The organism is Rhodococcus sp. 852002-51564_SCH6189132-a, assembly GCF_001665495.1.
In the GTDB taxonomy this organism is placed as follows: Bacteria; Actinomycetota; Actinomycetes; order Mycobacteriales; family Mycobacteriaceae; genus Rhodococcus; species Rhodococcus pyridinivorans.
Genome location: NZ_LZMJ01000018.1, coordinates 82,505 through 99,549, shown reverse-complemented (window position 1 = coordinate 99,549; position 17,045 = coordinate 82,505). Strand labels below are relative to the sequence as shown.

16 protein-coding genes, 3 pseudogenes and 1 other annotated feature are annotated in these 17,045 nt (G+C 65.3%); of the genes and pseudogenes, 14 read left to right on the top strand and 5 right to left on the bottom strand.

Annotated elements, in window-relative coordinates; all coding sequences use genetic code 11:
• Positions 1 to 90 precede the first annotated feature (90 nt).
• From A5767_RS04060 to A5767_RS04050, 4 genes and pseudogenes are all read right to left on the bottom strand, one after another.
• Positions 91 to 381, bottom strand: coding sequence for an integrase core domain-containing protein (locus A5767_RS04060; RefSeq protein ID WP_197483193.1), 291 nt, complete (start codon positions 379 to 381; stop codon positions 91 to 93).
• A gap of 64 nt (positions 382 to 445) precedes the next feature.
• Positions 446 to 1,771: an IS30 family transposase gene (locus tag A5767_RS04055; protein WP_442978722.1), complete on the bottom strand. Its 1,326-nt coding sequence runs from the start codon at positions 1,769 to 1,771 to the stop codon at positions 446 to 448.
• 131 nt (positions 1,772 to 1,902) lie between these two features.
• Positions 1,903 to 2,523, bottom strand: a pseudogene (locus A5767_RS24105) (IS3 family transposase); the annotation flags it as partial.
• Positions 2,437 to 2,565: a sequence feature (AL1L pseudoknot), on the bottom strand. Its footprint overlaps the pseudogene before it by 87 nt.
• Positions 2,526 to 2,843, bottom strand: a complete 318-nt coding sequence (locus A5767_RS04050; RefSeq protein WP_064851697.1) for a transposase — start codon at positions 2,841 to 2,843, stop codon at positions 2,526 to 2,528. (Overlaps the previous feature by 40 nt.)
• Positions 2,844 to 2,988: 145 nt before the next feature.
• Between A5767_RS04050 and A5767_RS23250 the strand changes: the two genes are divergently transcribed.
• The 14 genes and pseudogenes from A5767_RS23250 (at position 2,989) to A5767_RS03990 (ending at position 15,819) form a co-directional block, all read left to right on the top strand.
• Positions 2,989 to 3,165: a hypothetical protein gene (locus tag A5767_RS23250; RefSeq protein ID WP_231913109.1), complete on the top strand. Its 177-nt coding sequence runs from the start codon at positions 2,989 to 2,991 to the stop codon at positions 3,163 to 3,165.
• Between the two features lie 248 nt (positions 3,166 to 3,413).
• Positions 3,414 to 3,521: pseudogene (locus tag A5767_RS22955) on the top strand (ATP-binding protein); the annotation flags it as partial.
• A gap of 442 nt (positions 3,522 to 3,963) precedes the next feature.
• Positions 3,964 to 4,484, top strand: a pseudogene (locus A5767_RS24100) (general stress protein).
• 3 nt (positions 4,485 to 4,487) lie between these two features.
• Complete coding sequence (dnaK, locus tag A5767_RS04035) at positions 4,488 to 6,368, top strand: molecular chaperone DnaK (protein WP_039584650.1); 1,881 nt, start codon at positions 4,488 to 4,490, stop codon at positions 6,366 to 6,368.
• Positions 6,369 to 6,376: 8 nt separating this feature from the next.
• Complete coding sequence (locus A5767_RS04030) at positions 6,377 to 6,901, top strand: nucleotide exchange factor GrpE (RefSeq protein ID WP_064851695.1); 525 nt, start codon at positions 6,377 to 6,379, stop codon at positions 6,899 to 6,901.
• Between the two features lie 5 nt (positions 6,902 to 6,906).
• On the top strand, positions 6,907 to 7,827 hold the full coding sequence (locus A5767_RS04025; protein ID WP_064851694.1) for a DnaJ C-terminal domain-containing protein: 921 nt from the start codon (positions 6,907 to 6,909) through the stop codon (positions 7,825 to 7,827).
• On the top strand, positions 7,824 to 8,153 hold the full coding sequence (locus A5767_RS04020) for a chaperone modulator CbpM (RefSeq protein WP_006930777.1): 330 nt from the start codon (positions 7,824 to 7,826) through the stop codon (positions 8,151 to 8,153). Before A5767_RS04025 ends, A5767_RS04020 begins: the two co-directional genes overlap by 4 nt.
• Entirely contained in the window at positions 8,135 to 10,765 is a 2,631-nt protein-coding gene (gene clpB / locus A5767_RS04015; protein ID WP_064851693.1) for an ATP-dependent chaperone ClpB, read from the top strand. Before A5767_RS04020 ends, clpB begins: the two co-directional genes overlap by 19 nt.
• 14 nt (positions 10,766 to 10,779) lie before the next feature.
• Entirely contained in the window at positions 10,780 to 11,232 is a 453-nt protein-coding gene (gene trxA / locus A5767_RS04010) for a thioredoxin (protein ID WP_064851692.1), read from the top strand.
• On the top strand, positions 11,229 to 11,495 hold the full coding sequence (locus A5767_RS22405; protein ID WP_082937589.1) for a UBP-type zinc finger domain-containing protein: 267 nt from the start codon (positions 11,229 to 11,231) through the stop codon (positions 11,493 to 11,495). The genes trxA and A5767_RS22405 overlap by 4 nt, the downstream gene beginning before the upstream one ends.
• On the top strand, positions 11,473 to 13,188 hold the full coding sequence (locus A5767_RS04005; protein WP_064851691.1) for an FAD-dependent oxidoreductase: 1,716 nt from the start codon (positions 11,473 to 11,475) through the stop codon (positions 13,186 to 13,188). Before A5767_RS22405 ends, A5767_RS04005 begins: the two co-directional genes overlap by 23 nt.
• Positions 13,189 to 13,201: 13 nt before the next feature.
• Positions 13,202 to 13,642, top strand: a complete 441-nt coding sequence (locus A5767_RS04000) for a DUF1931 family protein (RefSeq protein WP_010595771.1) — start codon at positions 13,202 to 13,204, stop codon at positions 13,640 to 13,642.
• 169 nt (positions 13,643 to 13,811) lie between these two features.
• The gene (locus A5767_RS03995; RefSeq protein ID WP_039957951.1) at positions 13,812 to 14,783 is read left to right on the top strand and encodes an LLM class F420-dependent oxidoreductase; all 972 of its coding nucleotides are present in this window, start codon (positions 13,812 to 13,814) and stop codon (positions 14,781 to 14,783) included.
• A 133-nt stretch (positions 14,784 to 14,916) separates the two neighbouring features.
• A complete protein-coding gene (locus A5767_RS03990; protein ID WP_231913107.1) occupies positions 14,917 to 15,819 on the top strand; it encodes an alpha/beta fold hydrolase in 903 nt (300 codons plus the stop codon).
• Here A5767_RS03990 and A5767_RS03985 read toward each other — a convergent pair.
• A complete protein-coding gene (locus A5767_RS03985; RefSeq protein WP_064851690.1) occupies positions 15,789 to 16,964 on the bottom strand; it encodes an MFS transporter in 1,176 nt (391 codons plus the stop codon). The genes A5767_RS03990 and A5767_RS03985 overlap by 31 nt on opposite strands.
• Positions 16,965 to 17,045 lie beyond the last annotated feature (81 nt).

The window sequence follows — 17,045 nt, the reverse complement described above, 5'->3', positions numbered from 1 at the left end:
GAATACGAGACCATCATGACCACACCAGCCACTCAGGCTGCGTGACCGAACCTGTCACCTGATCGTGCAGCAGTCCCTTTCTTGCCGCTCCTATATCGGTGACGGCTCCGGTTGCGGAGTCGACAGGTGAGCGTAGTACACCGCCTCGAATTCATCCGGCGGGACGTATCCGAGACGGCTGTGCAGGCGACTGCGATTGAACCAGTCGACCCACTCCATCGTGGCGTACTCGACGTCCTCGACGGACTTGTAGGGACCCGGATGGAACGGGTTTCCCTTGGCGATCACTTCGGTCTTGAACAACCCGATCGTGCTCTCGGCCGGAGCGTTGTCGTACGCGTCTCCGACACTGCCGACCGACGCGGCAATACCCTCCAGCACAAGGGTTTCCGCGAAAGCAATGGAAGTGTACTGGGCGAGTTCAACCGGTCGATGCAACACCGGGCTACTGCAGGGAGCGTAGCTGCTCGGCGAAGACCTCGGCCGGGGTTCGCCAGCCGAGGACCTTGCGTGGCCTGTTGTTGATCGCCAGAGCGACGGCCTCGAGGTCCTCGGCGGACCACCGGGACAGATCGGTACCCTTCGGGAAATACTGGCGCAGCAGGCCGTTCGTGTTCTCGTTCGTCGGTCGTTGCCAGGGCGAGTGCGGGTCGGCGAAGAACACTCTCGTGCCGGTCTTGAGAGCGAACCGGGCATGACCGGACAGCTCCTTTCCGCGGTCCCAGGTCAAGGTCTTGCGGAGCTGCTCGGGAAGCGTGGTCATCGATGTCGTCAGCGCGGCGTTCATCGCGACGGCGCCGTAGCCACCGAGGGACGGACCGTTCTTCACAGGCGGCCTCTCGCCCCACCCCTCCAATCGAGGCAGGTGCACCAGGATCGTGGAGCGGCTGCTGCGCTCGACGAGCGTGCCGATCGCGGACCGGCCGGTCCCGATGATCAAGTCGCCTTCCCAATGCCCTGGGACAGCACGGTCTTCGGCTTCGGCGGGGCGTTCGCTGATCACCACGTCCGCGGTGACATGTCCCTGCGGCTTGTTCTGCGATCGGCTACGGGGCACCCGCAGTGCCCGGCCGGTGCGCAGGCATGTGACCAACTCCCGTGTCAGGGCGCCTCGACCTTCGATGTACAACGATCGGTAGATCGCCTCGTGACTGATGCGCATGGACTCATCCTCCGGGAAATCAACTTTCAGCCGGTGCGAGATCTGTTCCGGGCTCCATGCCGTCGCCCACCGTCGGTCCTGCCGATGCGGCTTGTTCAGTCCTTTCCACGCGGGCGTGTCGGGGCCTGCGACGGCGGTGCCGTCGGGCCGGCGGACGGCCCCGGAGAGCCGCTCCTGCACATACTCACGCAACCTGTCGTTGTCTACCAGCTTCGCCGTTTTCGGGCGTTTCGCGGCTTGTTGCGCTTTCCACTGCGCCACTCCGGCTCGGTAGACCTGCGTGCCGCTGCGGGTCGCCGCGTTGCGGCGCAGCTCGCGTGAGATCGTCTCCGGGTCGCGTCCGATCCGACGGGCGATCTCCCGCACGCCGACATCCTGGGCGCGCAACAGTGCGATCTCCTCACGCTCGGTGAACGACAGGTAGCGGCCCGTGGGCTCGTCCAGGCTGATCGGCGGCATGCCGCCAGCGTGACGGAACCACCGGGACCCGACCAGCCACGACACGCCGACGGCCTCCGCGGCGTCGGCAGTCGTCGCTCCTGAGGCGATCCGCCGCCAGAAATCGCGCTGCACCGCACGCGAGGGTTCCGGTCTCCCCGGTGACCGCATCGACGGGCGCAACGCCCGATCCGCCGCCCACTGCCGTCGGGCACCCACCGGCGCCTGGCGTGTCTGCTTGTTGCTGCGTCCCATCGCACACCTCCGTCATCGAGGTGTTGCGACGACCGATTGAATCCACCCTGCACACCGCGGTCGCTGTGGTGAATCGACCCGGCAACATCCTGGCCGGCCCGTCGGCGCGCCCACAGCCCCATATCCAAGGCGTCGAGGGCCAGATCGGTGCGCATCGACGTCGAGACCTGCCAACCGACGATCATCCGGGAGAACACGTCGAGGACGAATGCGGCGTAGACCCACCCCGAGTGCGTGCGAATGTAGGTCAGGTCCGCTACCCACAACACGTTGGGTGCGTCGGCGACGAACCGCCGCTGTACTCGATCTGCCGGCCGCGGAGTCTCGGCGCTGTCACTGTGTGTGGTCTTCCGACCCTTCAATCGTGGTATTCCCTGTAACCCATCGGTTTTCATCAATCTTTCCACGGTGCATCGGGCCACTGCCATCCCCTTTCGTTTCAGACTCGCATGCACCTTGCGGGCCCCGTACACGCAGAGATTGTCGGCATGAACCTTCCGGATCTCGGACAGAACCTGACGGTCACGCACCGCACGGGCCGATTCCGTTCGTTGGGGACTCAGGTGAGCTCGGACCGTGGACGGAGCGATCTGGGCAGCTGTCTCGCGCAGGGCCGCGCAGATCGGATCGACTCCGTGTTCATCGCGGTGAGCAGCGATGAATTCCACGATCAGCGCTGTGGGCGGTCGATCTCCGCCGCAAAGAAAGCCGAGGCCTGTTCGAGGATCGTGTTCGCCCGCCGCAGCTCGCGGTTCTCCCGTTCGAGTTGTGCGATCCGTTCGGCATCGCTGGTTGTGGTGCCGAGGCGCACGCCGCCGTCGACCTCGGCCTGCTTGACCCAGGTCCGGAGCGCTTCGGGGTGCACACCGAGTTGATCGGCGATCCGTTTGAGTGCTCCCGGCCGTGTCGCTGGATCCTGGCGGGCTTCGACGGCCATTCTCGTTGCTCGTTCCTTCAGCTCAACGCTGTACTTCCGTGGTGCTGCCATGCTCTTCATCCTTCACAGGTTCGAGAGCCTCCGACAGACCCGGGGCGATTCAGTCGGGGTGCGGGTGCTGCTGCAGGTTCGCTTCTTCCCGAGGTCCACCGAGGACCTGGGAAGGGGCCCGGCGGTGGCAAGGAGAACGCGGACGATGACCGATCTGACGGAGTTGTTCCGGCATTGGCATGCCGGCCGCTCCCAGGTGCAGATCTCGACAGCCCTGGGACTCGACCGCAAAACCATCCGCAAGTACCTGGCCCTGGCACTGGCGGCGGGGCTGCCCCCGGCGACGGCCACAGATTCGACGAGAACCTGTGGCGCGAGTTGATCGGGGCCTGGTTCCCCTAAGTGGTGGACCCGACGGCGCGGGCGGTGACCTCGCCGGCGATCGCCGCCCACCACACCTGGATCGAAGGCCAGCTCGACGAGTCGGTGACCGTAGCAACGATCGCCCAACGACCACGGTGTCCCGGTATCGGAATCAACTGTGCGTCGCTATATTTCGGCGCGATTCGCCGAACGGGTCGCGGCGTCGAAAGCCACGATGCCCCGCGGAGCGGTCCCGCCGGGCGACGAAGGTCAGGTCGAGTCTTCGGTGATCAGGCCGTCGCCGCCGCGATGATCGACCGGATCGTCCATCACGCCGACGTGTTGACGCTCAAAGGTGCCGGCTACCGCCTTTGAGGACGCGGGATCGACAGTCTTCCCAGGATCAGAATGGAGAATCAGGCAGACTAGCCACACACCGACACGGTGCTCTCGTTCTCCACCGTCGCATCGGCCTCGAATTCAAGCGTTGTCGACACTCGACTCCCGTTTTGCTCTCTTCGTCCCATCCGCACACTTCTCTCCAATCAGCAGGGTTACGACCAATACTTGAACCCGCCGCGTCGATTCCCCCATTCCATGACGGTAGGCACCGTTCTGGGCGATACTGAGAAGTGCCCCGGACCGAGGCAGAGGCCAGGTACATGCAGGACTCACGCAATCCTGACGCGACAATTCTCACTGCGGCCGAACCGCATCGGATGACACTGGGACTGCCCCTACGCAAAACCCCAGGCATCCGCGGCAGCGGCACCACACGGAGATATTCTGGCCGGCCAACCCATCAGGCAGGGAGGTGATGTCAGAGTCCAGTGGCGGGACTACCACGGTACGTCCGCACCGATCTGCCCCTCAAATATAGTAACGTTCGCCAACTTCGCCGAAACTGAAAACGCCGTCGACGACCTCTCCGGCCAGCATTTCGCAGTAGGCAAACTAGCCATCGCGCGCCGGGACATCGAGCCGGTCGAATAGGTCATCGGCACACTGAACTACCGCTGGGCCGCGCCCGCGCCGCCGCGGGCGCGTGGACAGCTACACCATTAGGCTGGATCTTTGGATTACTCCACCGAGGCCGGCCGCCGTGTACACGCCTCGATCTCAGCTTCTACGCGCCGATCTTCGGTGCCGTTGTCGGCGCTCCGTTCGGCCTGCTCATGCACGCATCACCGGACAGGGCAGCCAGCGCGACTTCACCTCGTTCCCAGTCCTTACGACCATGTCCCTACACAACCACGGCACTCCGAAGTCCTCGCCGACGTCGAAGTCGCGGACCGAGCCGTCCGCCGACTCACCGGCCGGACCAATCGAAAGGAATGAATCATGGCAACTGCGGTAGGCATCGACTTGGGCACCACCAACTCGGTCATCGCAAGCTGGCAAGGCGGCGAACCGGTGGTGATCTCCAATGTCGAGGGTGCGCGGACGACGCCGTCGGTGGTGGCATTCACCGATAGCGGCGAGCGCCTGGTGGGTCAGCTGGCCCGACGACAGGCGATCCTGAACCCGAAGGGCACGATCTACTCGGCGAAACGCTTCATCGGACGTCATTTCGACGAGATCTCCGAGGAGGCCAAAGCGGTCAGCTTCGACGTCGTACCGGGCGACAACGGTGAGGCACGATTCGACGTGCGAGGTAAGAAGTACGCACCAGAGGAGATCAGTGCCCTGGTGCTGCGCAAACTCGTCGACGACGCCAGCAAGTTCCTTGGCGAGAAGGTCAAGGAAGCGGTCATCACCGTTCCGGCCTACTTCAACGACGCGCAGCGCAACGCCACCAAGGACGCCGGCCGGATCGCGGGCCTCGAGGTCCTGCGGATCATCAACGAGCCGACCGCGGCGGCATTGGCGTACGGCATGGACAAACAGACCCACGAGACCGTACTGGTCTTCGACCTCGGCGGCGGCACGTTCGATGTGAGCCTGCTCGATGTCGGCGAGGGAGTAGTCGAGGTTCGCTCGACGGCCGGCGACTCCCACCTCGGCGGAGACGATTTCGACCGGCGCCTGGTGGACTACCTCGCCGACGAGTTCCAGAGCGCGGAGAACATCGATCTGCGCAAGGATCCACAAGCGCTGCAACGACTCTTCGAGGCGGCAGAGAAGGCCAAGGTCGAGTTGTCCTCGGTAACTCAAGCCCAGGTCAACCTGCCCTTCGTCACCGCAGACGCGAACGGCCCCAAACACCTCACCACCACGATCATGCGATCGAAGTTCGAGGATCTGACGGCAGATCTGGTGGAACGCTGCCTCGGTCCGGTAAAGCAGGCAATGAGTGACGCCAAGATCACCGCCAACGACATCCACGAGGTGATCCTGGTCGGTGGTTCGACACGCATTCCGGCGGTACAGGCACTCGTTCGCCGGCTCACCGGCGGTAAGGATCCCCACATGGGCGTCAACCCGGACGAGGTCGTGGCGCTCGGTGCCGCGGTCCAGGCAGGCGTGCTCAAAGGTGAGGTCTCCGACGTACTGTTGCTCGACGTCACCCCACTGTCCCTCGGCGTCGAGACGCAGGGCGGGGTAATGACCAAGATCATCGAGCGCAACACGACGATCCCCGCCCGACGCAGCGAAGTGTTCTCCACAGCGGAAGACAATCAGTCCGCCGTGGACGTCGTAGTCCTGCAGGGCGAACGCGAACGCGCCGCCGATAACCGGGTGCTGGGCCGGTTCCGGCTGGAAGACATCCGACCTGCGCCACGCGGCGAGGCGCAGGTCGAAGTCACATTCGATATCGATGCCAACGGCATTCTCAACGTCACCGCCCGTGACAAAGACACCGGCAAGGAGCAGAGCATCACGATCAGCGAACAGGGCAACCTCGACCAGAGCGAGGTCGAGCGCATGCTCGCCGAGGCCGAACGGAACCGGCGTGAGGACGAGGAGCTGCGCAAGGCGGTCGACGCACGTAACGCCCTCGATTCGGTTGCCTACCAGGTGGAACGGCGACTTGCCGAACTGGGTGACAGTGCGCCACCGCACGAGAAGGCGCGTGCCGAGATGTTGATCGCCGACGCGAGGAAGGCTGTAGAAGACGGTGCTCCACCCTCGGAGGTAGAGCCACTGACCTCGGAGCTGCAGCAGTTGCTCTACGGGCTTGCAGCGGTTCAAAACGGCGGCGAGGGATACCAGACCGGCGGAAGAGACGCTGCGTCGTCGGATGACGACGACGTGATCGACGCCGAGTTCGATCGGAGCTGAGGCACCTGATGGACAGATCTGCTGATCATTCGACGACCGAGCAGGCTACCGACCGTACTGACACGGACCAGACCGAGACGAGGCCTGATCACACCGATACCGAAGCCAAGCTGGCTCGACTCGAGGACCGCTGGCGCAGAGCACTCGCAGATCTGGACAACCTGCGCAAGCGGTATGCCAAAGATCTCGACCGTGAACGCGCCGCGGAGACAGCGAGGGTATCGGCGGCGTGGCTGCCTGTCCTGGACAACTTGGAGCTCGCGCTGGCCCATGCGGATAGCGATCCTCAGGCCGTCGTCGAGGGTGTGAAGGCAATCCGGGACCAAGCGGTGCAGATATTGTCACGGCTCGGCTTCGAGCGCCACGACGAGGTCGGTGTGCCGTTCACCCCGGAACTCCACGAAGTAGTCAGTGTGGTGACCCAACCCGACCTTCCCTCCGGAACCGTGATCGAGGTCTTGCGGCCAGGTTACGGAGAAAACGGACAGCAGTTGCGTCCCGCCACCGTGGTCGTCAGCCGACCTGAGGAGTGAGCGCCATGGCGCGTGACTACTACGAAGCGCTCGGGGTCCCGCGCAGCGCCGACTCCGACGAAATCCAGCAGGCCTACCGCCGACTTGCCCGCAAATATCACCCCGACATCAACAAAGACCCCACTGCGGAAGACAAGTTCAAAGAGATCAATGAGGCCTACCAAGTGTTATCCGACCCAGACACCCGGAAACGCTACGACCGATTCGGGGACGACTTCCGTCGGGTACCCGAGGACTACGACGAACGGGTCCGGGCAAGCGCCGGCGGGTACGGCGGCGGAAGGTACAGCGGTGGGGGCCGGAGGGTGCACTTCGGACACGGCACAGACGGCGAGGGGGGCGTCGACTTCGAGGACCTCTTCGGACAGATGTTCGGCGGCGGTGGCGCGTACGGCCCGATTCCCGGCGCCGATCAGGAAGCGGAACTGGAACTGACCCTGGAAGAGGCGTACCGGGGCGGCAAACGCACTCTCCGTCTGGACGGACGGCGATACGACGTCAACATTCCGGTCGGTGTCCTCGACGGCCAAAGAATCCGGCTGGCCGGGCAAGGGGGCCGAGGCAACGGCGGCGCACCGCCCGGGGATCTGTACCTCGTGGTCCGGATCAAACCGCATTCCCGGTTCCGCGTACAGGGCCGGGACATCTACGTCGACCTTCCCGTCTCCCCCTGGGAAGCAGCACTCGGCGCGACGGTCGCCGTTCCCACTCCCGGCGGTGAGGCGAAAGTCAAAGTCGTACCGGGCTCGTCGACAGGTAGGAAGCTGCGCCTGCGCGGAGAAGGCATGCCCAACCCGCGAGGCTCCAACGGCAACCTCTACGCCGAAATCAAGGTGATGGTGCCATCGAAACCGACAGCACGTGAACGCGAGCTGTTCGAACAGTTGGCCGCCGAATCGAACTTCGACCCGAGGAAACAGCCATGAGCACCCCGACCCCGGGCACCCAGTACATATTGGTTCGCCGTACCGGAATGTCGCTGGATGTCTTCGCCGAACGTACCGGGCTGCACCCCGACCTGGCAAGAAAACTCGTGGCTCTCGGCCTGATCGACGCACGCCGCGACCCCGGCGGCGAAATATTGTTCGAACCGTCAGCAGTGGCCCACGCTGCCCGCATCCAACGGTTGCGGACGGGTCTAGGCCTGAACTACTCGGCAATCGGGCTCGTGCTCGATCTGCTGGATCGAATCGAGAAACTCGAAGCAGCGTCCCACGGAAGGAAGACACCCCCATGGACACCGGCAGTCTGACTGAAAGGTCACGAGAAGCCCTGCAGGAGGCCCAGAACATCGCGACCAGAATGGGCCACACCGAGGTCGACGGAGAGCACCTGCTGCTCGCGTTGGTCGATCAGCAGGAAGGGCTCGTACCGCGACTGCTCGAGCAGGCCGGTGCGAACGTCGATGCTCTACGCTCCGATCTGGAACAGGCACTCATGCGTAGGCCGAAGGTCAGCGGCCCCGGTGCGACGCCCGGTCAGGTGATGATCACCCAGCGCCTGGCCAAACTGCTCGACGCCGCCGAACGAGAGGCAAAGCGACTCAAGGATTCCTACGTGTCGGTGGAGCATCTCGTGATGGCCCTCTCCGAGGAGGGGTCGACCAGTGCGGCCGGGCGGGTTCTCACCAGCCATGGGGTCACACGAGAGACCTTCCTCGCCGCCTTGACCACAGTGCGCGGCAACCAGCGCGTCACCTCGGCCACCCCGGAGGGGGCGTACGAGGCGCTCGAGAAGTACGGACGCGACCTCGTCTCCGAGGGCCGAGCAGGCAAACTCGATCCGGTCATCGGGCGAGACGCCGAAATCCGCAGGGTAACGCAGATCCTGAGCCGGAAAACGAAGAACAATCCGGTGCTGATCGGCGACCCCGGCGTCGGCAAGACCGCGATCGTCGAGGGACTCGCCCAGCGGATCGTCCGCGGCGACGTGCCCGAGGGCCTACGCGACAAGACGATCTTCTCGCTCGACATGGGTTCCCTGGTGGCCGGCGCGAAGTACCGCGGCGAGTTCGAGGAACGGCTGCAGGCGGTGCTGTCCGAGGTGAAAGCGGCCGAGGGGCGCATCCTGTTGTTCGTCGACGAGTTACACACCGTCGTCGGCGCAGGATCGGTCGGCGGCGAGGGATCTCTCGACGCCGGCAACATGCTCAAACCGATGCTCGCCCGCGGCGAACTGCACATGATCGGTGCCACCACTCTCGACGAGTATCGCAAGCACATCGAATCCGATGCAGCATTGGAGCGTCGATTCCAGACCGTTCTCGTCGACGAGCCCAGTGCCGAGGATGCAATCTCGATTCTGCGCGGACTTCGAGAACGCCTCGAGGTGTTTCACGGCGTGAAGATCCAGGACGGCGCACTGGTGGCCGCCGTGACCCTCTCGCACCGGTACATCACCGACCGTTTCCTTCCGGACAAGGCGATCGACCTGGTAGATGAAGCGTGCGCCCGGCTACGAACCGAAATCGACTCGATGCCCGCCGAACTCGACGAACTCACCCGGAAAGTGACCCGGCTGGAGATCGAAGAGGCCGCCCTGTCCAAGGAAACGGACGCCGCCAGCAAGACACGCCTCGAGGAGTTGCGTAAGGAACTGGCCGATCTGCGGGCCGAGACCGACGCCCGGCACGCTCAGTGGGAGGCAGAGCGCCAAGCGATCCGTCGGGTGCAGGAGCTGCGGGGAGAGCTGGAACGATTGCGACACGAAGCCGAGGAGGCCGAACGCAATTACGACCTCAATCGGGCCGCCGAGCTGCGATACGGCGAGATCACCGAACTCGAACGCAAACTCAAGGCGGCGGAGGAGCAATTGGCCACCAGGCAAGGCCGCAATCCGTTGCTGCGCGAGGTGGTCACCGAAGACGAGATCGCAGAAATCGTGGCCGCATGGACGGGTATCCCGGTCGCTCGACTGCAGGAAGGCGAGCGGGAGAAACTGTTGAAGCTCGACGAGATCCTGCACGAGAGGGTCGTCGGTCAGGACGAGGCGGTGCAACTGGTCGCAGACGCGGTGATCCGGGCGAGGTCCGGCATCCGTGATCCGCGCCGGCCGATCGGTTCGTTCATCTTCCTGGGACCGACGGGCGTGGGAAAGACCGAACTCGCAAAGACGCTGGCCAGCGCCCTCTTCGACAGCGAAGACAACATGGTGCGCCTGGACATGAGCGAGTACCAGGAACGGCACACGGTGAGTAGGCTCATCGGTGCGCCCCCCGGGTACGTCGGGTATGACGAGGGGGGTCAGCTCACTGAGGCGGTGCGTCGCAAGCCGTACTCCGTGGTGCTCTTCGACGAGATCGAGAAGGCCCATGCCGACGTCTTCAATACCCTTCTACAGGTGCTCGACGACGGCCGGATCACCGATTCTCAAGGCAGGCAGGTCGATTTCCGGAACACGGTGATCATCATGACCTCGAACATCGGATCCCAGCATCTCCTCGACGGAGTCACAGCGGACGGCGAGATCAAGCCGGACGCCCGGGCGCGGGTGCTGGCGGAACTGCGCGGGCACTTCCGTCCCGAGTTCCTCAACCGGATCGACGACATCGTGTTGTTCACCCCGCTCACGCTGCCCCAGATCGAGCACATCGTCGAGCTACAACTCACCGATCTTCGGAACAGATTGTCAGAGAGACAGATACACTTGAATATCACACCGGAAGCACGCCGGCTCATCGCCGAACACGGTTTCGACCCGGTCTACGGTGCACGACCCCTGCGCAGGTATATCGCCCATGAGGTCGAAACCAGGATAGGTCGTGCGCTGTTGCGCGGCGAAATCGAACCGGGCGGCACCATCGATGTCACGGTCGATGACGGCGAACTGTCCGTCGCATATACGGAACCCGCCATCGCGGCCTGAGAAGGGGTGTCGTCATGGGATCCGACAAGGTGAAGTGCCCACACTGCGACAAGGTCAACAGGGTACCGGCGGCCGGGAACGGGAGACCCCGCTGCGGAAATTGCCACGAGCCGCTGCCCTGGATCGCCTCGGCAGGGGATGGCGACTTCGCGGAGGTCGCCGAGAAATCCTCGGTGCCTGTACTCGTTGACCTCTGGGCGACGTGGTGCGCTCCGTGCCGAATGGTCAGCCCCGCGCTCGAGCAGCTCGCCACAGAACGCGCAGGTCAGATCAAGCTCGTCAAGGTTGACGTGGATGCTGCACCCCAGACGGCCGAACGTTTCACCGTCCGTGCCGTTCCGACGCTGCTGGTGATGGACCGAGGTGAGGTACTCGCTCGTCAGGCGGGCGCCGCTCCGGTACCGGTGTTGCGCACATGGCTCGATCAGGCGCTCTCGGAAAAAGCAGGCAAGGAGGCGAACTCATGACTTTTGCCCACGCGGACCCACATGTGATCGCGATCCGGGCCGTGGCGCCCCGCACTCCACAAGGTTGCGAGGAATGTCTTCGCCTCGGCACCCCGTGGGTACATCTGAGGCTGTGTCTGTCGTGCGGACACGTCGGTTGCTGCGACTCCTCGTCGGGCAAGCACGCGAGCGCACACGCTCACGCCCTTGGCCATCCGATCGTCCAGTCGATGGAACCCGGTGAAGATTGGCGTTGGTGTTATGTCGACCAGAATTTCGTCTGAGGACGCCCCACGCCTCGGCGACGGTCAGCTCGTCGACGACGAGACTCCGGATACAGTCGGGGCATTCCCGCGGTTGACGGACGCCCAGGTAGCGACGCTCGAGACCGGAGGCACACGTCGATCGGTTCACGCCGGCGAGGTGCTGATTCGAGCGGGCACCCGCAGCAGCGACTTCTTCGTCGTCCTTTCCGGCAAGGTCGCGATCATCGACGAGGGCGCCGAGGACGGTGAGCGTCGGATATTGCGCCTGCACGGTCCGGGCCGATTCCTGGGCGAGCTCGGACTGCTGGATAGCCAGGTGGCGTTCTTCACCGCCGAGGCGATCGAGGACGGCGAGGTGCTCGTCGTCCCAGCCGAGCGGGTGCGCGAGCTCGTCGCCCACGACCTCGTGCTCAGCGATCTGATCCTGCGGGCCTACCTGGTGCGCCGGCACCTACTGATCGGGCTCGGTTCGGGGTTCCGAATCATCGGCTCCTGCTATTCCCCGGACACGTTGCGGCTTCGCGAGTTCGCGATGCGCAACCGGCTGCCCCACAAATGGATCGATCTGGAGCAAGACGAACGGGCGGAGCAACTGCTGCAAAGCCTGGGTGTCGCCCCAGAGGACACTCCCGTCGTGATCTGGCACGGCGAGAAGGTGCTGCGCAATCCGACGAACGCCGAACTCGCCCGCATCGTCGGGCTTCCGGTCCCGGACGCAGCGCACGACGTATGCGACCTCGTCGTCGTAGGTGCCGGACCGGCGGGTCTGGCCGCGTCCGTGTACGGCTCATCCGACGGGTTGAACACGGTGACACTGGAGTCGATCGCTGCAGGTGGGCAGGCTAGCACCTCCTCCCGGATCGAGAACTACCTGGGCTTTCCGGCGGGGATCTCCGGTGCCGAATTGGCGGAGCGGGCCGTGATTCAGGCCGGGAAGTTCGGTACCCGCCTTCTCGTGTCGGCGGAGGTGACCGGTTTGGGATCCGAGGGCGGGCACCATGTGCTCCAACTGGCGGACGGCGGCGAGATCCGCGCCCGGGCGGTCGTGCTCGCCACCGGGGCGCGATATCGCAAGTTGGAGGTTCCGGGAATCGAGGCACTGGAGGGGAGAAGCGTGTATTACGCCGCAACCAATCAGGAAGCGCGGCTGTGCGGCACCGACCCTGTAGCCATCGTCGGCGGCGGAAACTCCGCCGGCCAGGCCACCGTCTTCCTCGCAGACCAAGTTTCCCACGTTCACCTCCTCATCCGCGGCCACGACCTCGGAAAAAGTATGTCCCGGTATCTCGTCGACCAGATCGAACGCCATCCGCGCGTGACCGTGCACCGAAACGCCGAGATTCGTGAGGTCCACGGCGACAAGCACCTCGAAGAGATTGCAATCGAGGACAATCGCACGGGCGACAAGGCCAGGATCCGGGTGCACGCTCTGTTCGTCTTCATCGGGGCGATGCCGCATACCGGGTGGCTGACCGACGCGATCGCGCTCGACGATCACGGCTTCGTCCTCACGGGCGTGGACGCCGTCCCCGCCCGTGAGGACGGCAACCAGAGAATCGACGCCCCGCCGTCGAGAACACTCGAAACGAGCCGGGCCGGTCTGTTCGCAGCGGGTGACGTCCGCAGCGGCTCGGTAAAACGGGTCGCATCCGCTGTCGGTGAAGGAGCGATGGCGGTACGACAAATCCATGAATACTTCGAGAGGAGCTGACGACATGCCAGTGATGGGCACTGCAAAATTCCAGCGGTTCTTCCGGGTAGCGGCTGGACTGCACGTCGACCGGAACGATCTCAAACGCTATACAGATTTCATCGACGACAAGATCTACGACGTGATCCTCATCGGCAAGGCCTCGGCAAAGGCAAACCTGCGGGACGTGATCGAACCGTGGGACCTGCCGATCACCAAGGGGCTGCAGGAGAGCATCGACCGATTCGAGAAGCTGGACGAGGAGATCGAACTACAACCTCTGCTCGACCAACTGGCGGCCCAACCGCCCTTGGACGTAGCCCTCTCCGAGAGAACCGAGCAGAGATTGCCGCTGATTGCCGGCGGCTTGAGCGTGGCGCTGGCGCGCACTTTCGTCACTGTCCAGCCGGACCGCAAAAACCCCGGGACCGCCGAGTGGAACGTCACCCTCGACATCTTCCATCAACTCCTCTGAACCGATCGGCTGATGCGGTCGTCGTGACTTCCTTTGCGCACCTTCGGACAGAGTCTGGATACAGCTGACCGGACACCGAGGACCGGAGTGGGCGCGGGGCGGGCTCGATCGCCCGGGGCGGGACACGCCCGGATATGACCTGAACCACAGTGTGGCTAGGGTGACGGTCATGACGGAGAACACGACACGACGATGGGGCCTGACCGTCCCGCTCGACGGCATCCCCCTGTCCGACCAGCGACGCATCATCGAAGAGCTCCCCGATCTCGGGTACACGGACGTGTGGTCGTCCGAGGCCGGCGCTGCCGATGCGTTCACCCCGCTGACCCTCGCGAGCGTGTGGGCTCCCGGCCTGCGCCTGGGTACCGCGATCGTCCCCGTCTACACTCGCGGCCCCGCGACGCTGGCCATGTCGGCCGCGAGCCTCGCCGCCGCCGCACCCGGCCGCTTCGTGCTCGGGGTGGGCACCTCCTCCGACGTCATCGTGGAGAAGTGGAACGGCATCCCCTTCGAGGAACCGTTCAAGCGTGCCCGTGACACCCTGCGGTTCCTGCGTGCGGCGCTGGCGGGGGAGAAGGTCTCCGAGAAGTACGACACCTTCGCCGTCGACGGCTTCCGGGCCGGCGTCGTACCCGACCCGGCGCCGCCGGTGCTGCTGGCGGCACTGCGCCCGGGCATGCTGCGTCTGGCCGGGCGTGAGGCCGACGGCGCCATCATCAACTGGCTGTCCGCCGACGACGTCCGCACCGTGGCGCCCTACGTCCACGAGGGCGGCGAGAACAAGGAGATCGTCGCGCGGATCTTCGTGCTCCCCGGCTTCGACACCGAGACCGCCCGCGCCATCGGCCGCCGCATGATCGCCGCCTACATGAACGTCCCCGTCTATCGGGCCTTCCACGAATTCCTCGGCCGTTCGGACGATTTCGCCGGCATGTGGAAGGCGTGGGCGGAAGGCGACCGCAAGGCCGCCCTCGAAGCGATCCCGGACCACGTGGTCGACGCCCTCGTGATCCACGGCGAACCCGAGGCCTGCCGCGAGCATGTGGAGCGCTACGTCGAGGCAGGTGTGACCACCCCGGCCATCGCCCTGGTGCCCTCGGGCGATCCCGCACCGATGATCCGGGCGCTCGCCCCGCGCTGACGACCGGACGTCACGATTCGATGTCGGCGGTTAACGGCACCCGAGGGCGACGCGACAACTCCTGCAGATGCGCTGTGCAGGAGGCGAGATGGCCGAGCCGACGTCGAGTACGGACCCGAACACGATCGCTCGTGTGACCGTGGTTGCCGACGACGGAGTGCCGTTGGCCACCACGGTGACCGGATCGCGGGATGCGGGTCTGACCCTCGTGTGCCTGCACGGCCACTGCCAGGACGCCGCGAGCTGGGATGCCGTCTGCGAATCGGTGGACCTGCCGGGTCTGCGCATCGTCCGCTACGACCAGCGAGGACACGGTCGTTCCGGGACCGGCGACGTCACGGCGTGCACGGTCTCCGGGATGGCCGACGACCTCGACGCGGTGCTCCGGACCCTCGCGCCGGACGGACCGGTGGTGCTGGCGGGATATTCGATGGGCGGCATGGTCGCACTGTCCTACGTCCGTCGTCACCCTGACGCCGTCGGCGACCGCATCGTGGGTGTCGGCCTGTTCGCCACCGCAGCATCGGGGCTCGCGGACGGCGGTATCGGACGCTATCTGCGGCATCCGGCCGCCTTCATCGTGCACCGGGCGGTGTCGCGTGCACCGCGCGTCATGGAGTTGTCGAAACGCGCCGGGGGCCGGGTGTGCACGGTTGCCGCACGCAGGCGCACGGAGGAATCGTGGCTGCGGGTGGTCGGATCGGCGCTGTCGAACGAGACCTCCGTCGTCACCTGGTCGCGACTGCTGGCCGACTTCGCGGTGCTCGACGAGTCCGCCGCCCTCGATGTGCTCGCCAGAGTGCCGGTGGTCGTCGCGGCGGGCACGGAGGACGTCTTCGTGCCCTTGTCGTTGTCGGAGGCGATGACGGCGCGGCTGCCGCACGCGAACCTCGTGCGGTTCGTCGGTGCCGGTCACCGCGTGCTCGCCGACCGTCCCGAGGAGGTCGCCGGTGCGCTGTCGGATCTGCTCGAGCAGGTGCGCGTCCAGAGTCCCGTCGGCCTCGCTCAGCGCGAGCCGACGAGGGTCGCTTCCTGATCGGCGAGCAACTTCCGGGGGACGAGCGCGAGCACGAGCAGTGCCACGGCGACCGCGAAGCATGCGACGAACCCGACGTGGGGTGCGGCGAGCGAGATGACGAAGGGCACCGCGAAACCCAGATAGATCAGGCAGTAGAAGACGGCGACGGTCTGCGCCAGCTCGTCCGGCGGAGCGATGTGCTCGACGGTGACGAGACCGGAGACGAGCAGCATGCCGTAACCCCCGCCGAGAAGGACGGCGGTGACGAGGACGGCAAGCACCGATACCGGGCCGTCGACGAGCACTGCGACGCCGGCGGTCACGAAGCCCAGCACACCGAGACCCACCCCCGTCCAGACGCCACGGTCCTCACCGTGCCGGGTGATGCGCCGGGCCACGGGCTGGATCAACGCACCGGTGAGCAGGGTCAGGGCGGCGACCACGCCGGTGAACGCGACGGCCACGCTGTCCACGCGGCCCGAGACGATCGGCGGCATCGTGGCGAACGAGACGGTCGCGCATCCGAAGACCCACGGGGCCCACGGCACGACACCCCAGCGGAAGCGCGGGGACGACAGCGTCGACAGGCGCCACGAGCCCTGCACGGTGCGGGGCCGGTGGGCGTCGGGGACGGTCCACACCAGTACCAGCGCGACCACCATCAGAGCGATGTGCACGAGATAGGGCAGACGGTCGGGGTCGGGCAGCCACTGCGCGATGAGACCGGCGAACAGGGCGCCGCTGCCGAATCCCGCCGACAGTGAGACGGCGGCTCGGCGCGCTCCCACACCTGGACCTTCGCTCAGTTCCTTCATCCACGCGGTGCCTGCTCCGAACGCCATCCCGGATGCCAATCCGGCGAGGACCCGGCCGAGATACAGCAACGCCGGGATATCGGCGCCGAGAAGCAGGACGATCGACGACACGATGCTCACCGGGATCATCGCCCGGATCACCGGACGACGCCCGATCCGGTCGGCCACGCGCCCGAAGTAGAGCAGGGCGGGGATCAACCCGACGATGTAGGAGCCGAGCATGGCGGTGAACGAGTCGCTGCCGAGTCCCAGGTGGTCGCGGTAGACGAGCTGCATCGGAGCGAACTGATTGGCGCCCCAGCTCACCGCGAATACGGCGAACGCGAGACGAGCCCAGGACGGAATCATTCCCCGATCCTCTCAGGCCCGTTCCGGCGGGAAAGTATCAACTCTTCACACCGCGGCGACCGGCTTCCTGTGGAGTGTGGA

What these genes read in the sequence shown, in the direction of transcription:
- A5767_RS04055 (WP_442978722.1), bottom strand. Translation starts at nt 1,771, where the DNA reads ATGCGGTCACCGGGGAGACCGGAACCCTCGCGTGCGGTGCAGCGCGAT.
- A5767_RS04050 (WP_064851697.1), bottom strand. Translation starts at nt 2,843, where the DNA reads ATGGCAGCACCACGGAAGTACAGCGTTGAGCTGAAGGAACGAGCAACG.
- A5767_RS23250 (WP_231913109.1), top strand. Translation starts at nt 2,989, where the DNA reads ATGACCGATCTGACGGAGTTGTTCCGGCATTGGCATGCCGGCCGCTCC.
- dnaK (WP_039584650.1), top strand. Translation starts at nt 4,488, where the DNA reads ATGGCAACTGCGGTAGGCATCGACTTGGGCACCACCAACTCGGTCATC.
- A5767_RS04030 (WP_064851695.1), top strand. Translation starts at nt 6,377, where the DNA reads ATGGACAGATCTGCTGATCATTCGACGACCGAGCAGGCTACCGACCGT.
- A5767_RS04025 (WP_064851694.1), top strand. Translation starts at nt 6,907, where the DNA reads ATGGCGCGTGACTACTACGAAGCGCTCGGGGTCCCGCGCAGCGCCGAC.
- A5767_RS04020 (WP_006930777.1), top strand. Translation starts at nt 7,824, where the DNA reads ATGAGCACCCCGACCCCGGGCACCCAGTACATATTGGTTCGCCGTACC.
- clpB (WP_064851693.1), top strand. Translation starts at nt 8,135, where the DNA reads ATGGACACCGGCAGTCTGACTGAAAGGTCACGAGAAGCCCTGCAGGAG.
- trxA (WP_064851692.1), top strand. Translation starts at nt 10,780, where the DNA reads ATGGGATCCGACAAGGTGAAGTGCCCACACTGCGACAAGGTCAACAGG.
- A5767_RS22405 (WP_082937589.1), top strand. Translation starts at nt 11,229, where the DNA reads ATGACTTTTGCCCACGCGGACCCACATGTGATCGCGATCCGGGCCGTG.
- A5767_RS04005 (WP_064851691.1), top strand. Translation starts at nt 11,473, where the DNA reads ATGTCGACCAGAATTTCGTCTGAGGACGCCCCACGCCTCGGCGACGGT.
- A5767_RS04000 (WP_010595771.1), top strand. Translation starts at nt 13,202, where the DNA reads ATGGGCACTGCAAAATTCCAGCGGTTCTTCCGGGTAGCGGCTGGACTG.
- A5767_RS03995 (WP_039957951.1), top strand. Translation starts at nt 13,812, where the DNA reads ATGACGGAGAACACGACACGACGATGGGGCCTGACCGTCCCGCTCGAC.
- A5767_RS03985 (WP_064851690.1), bottom strand. Translation starts at nt 16,964, where the DNA reads ATGATTCCGTCCTGGGCTCGTCTCGCGTTCGCCGTATTCGCGGTGAGC.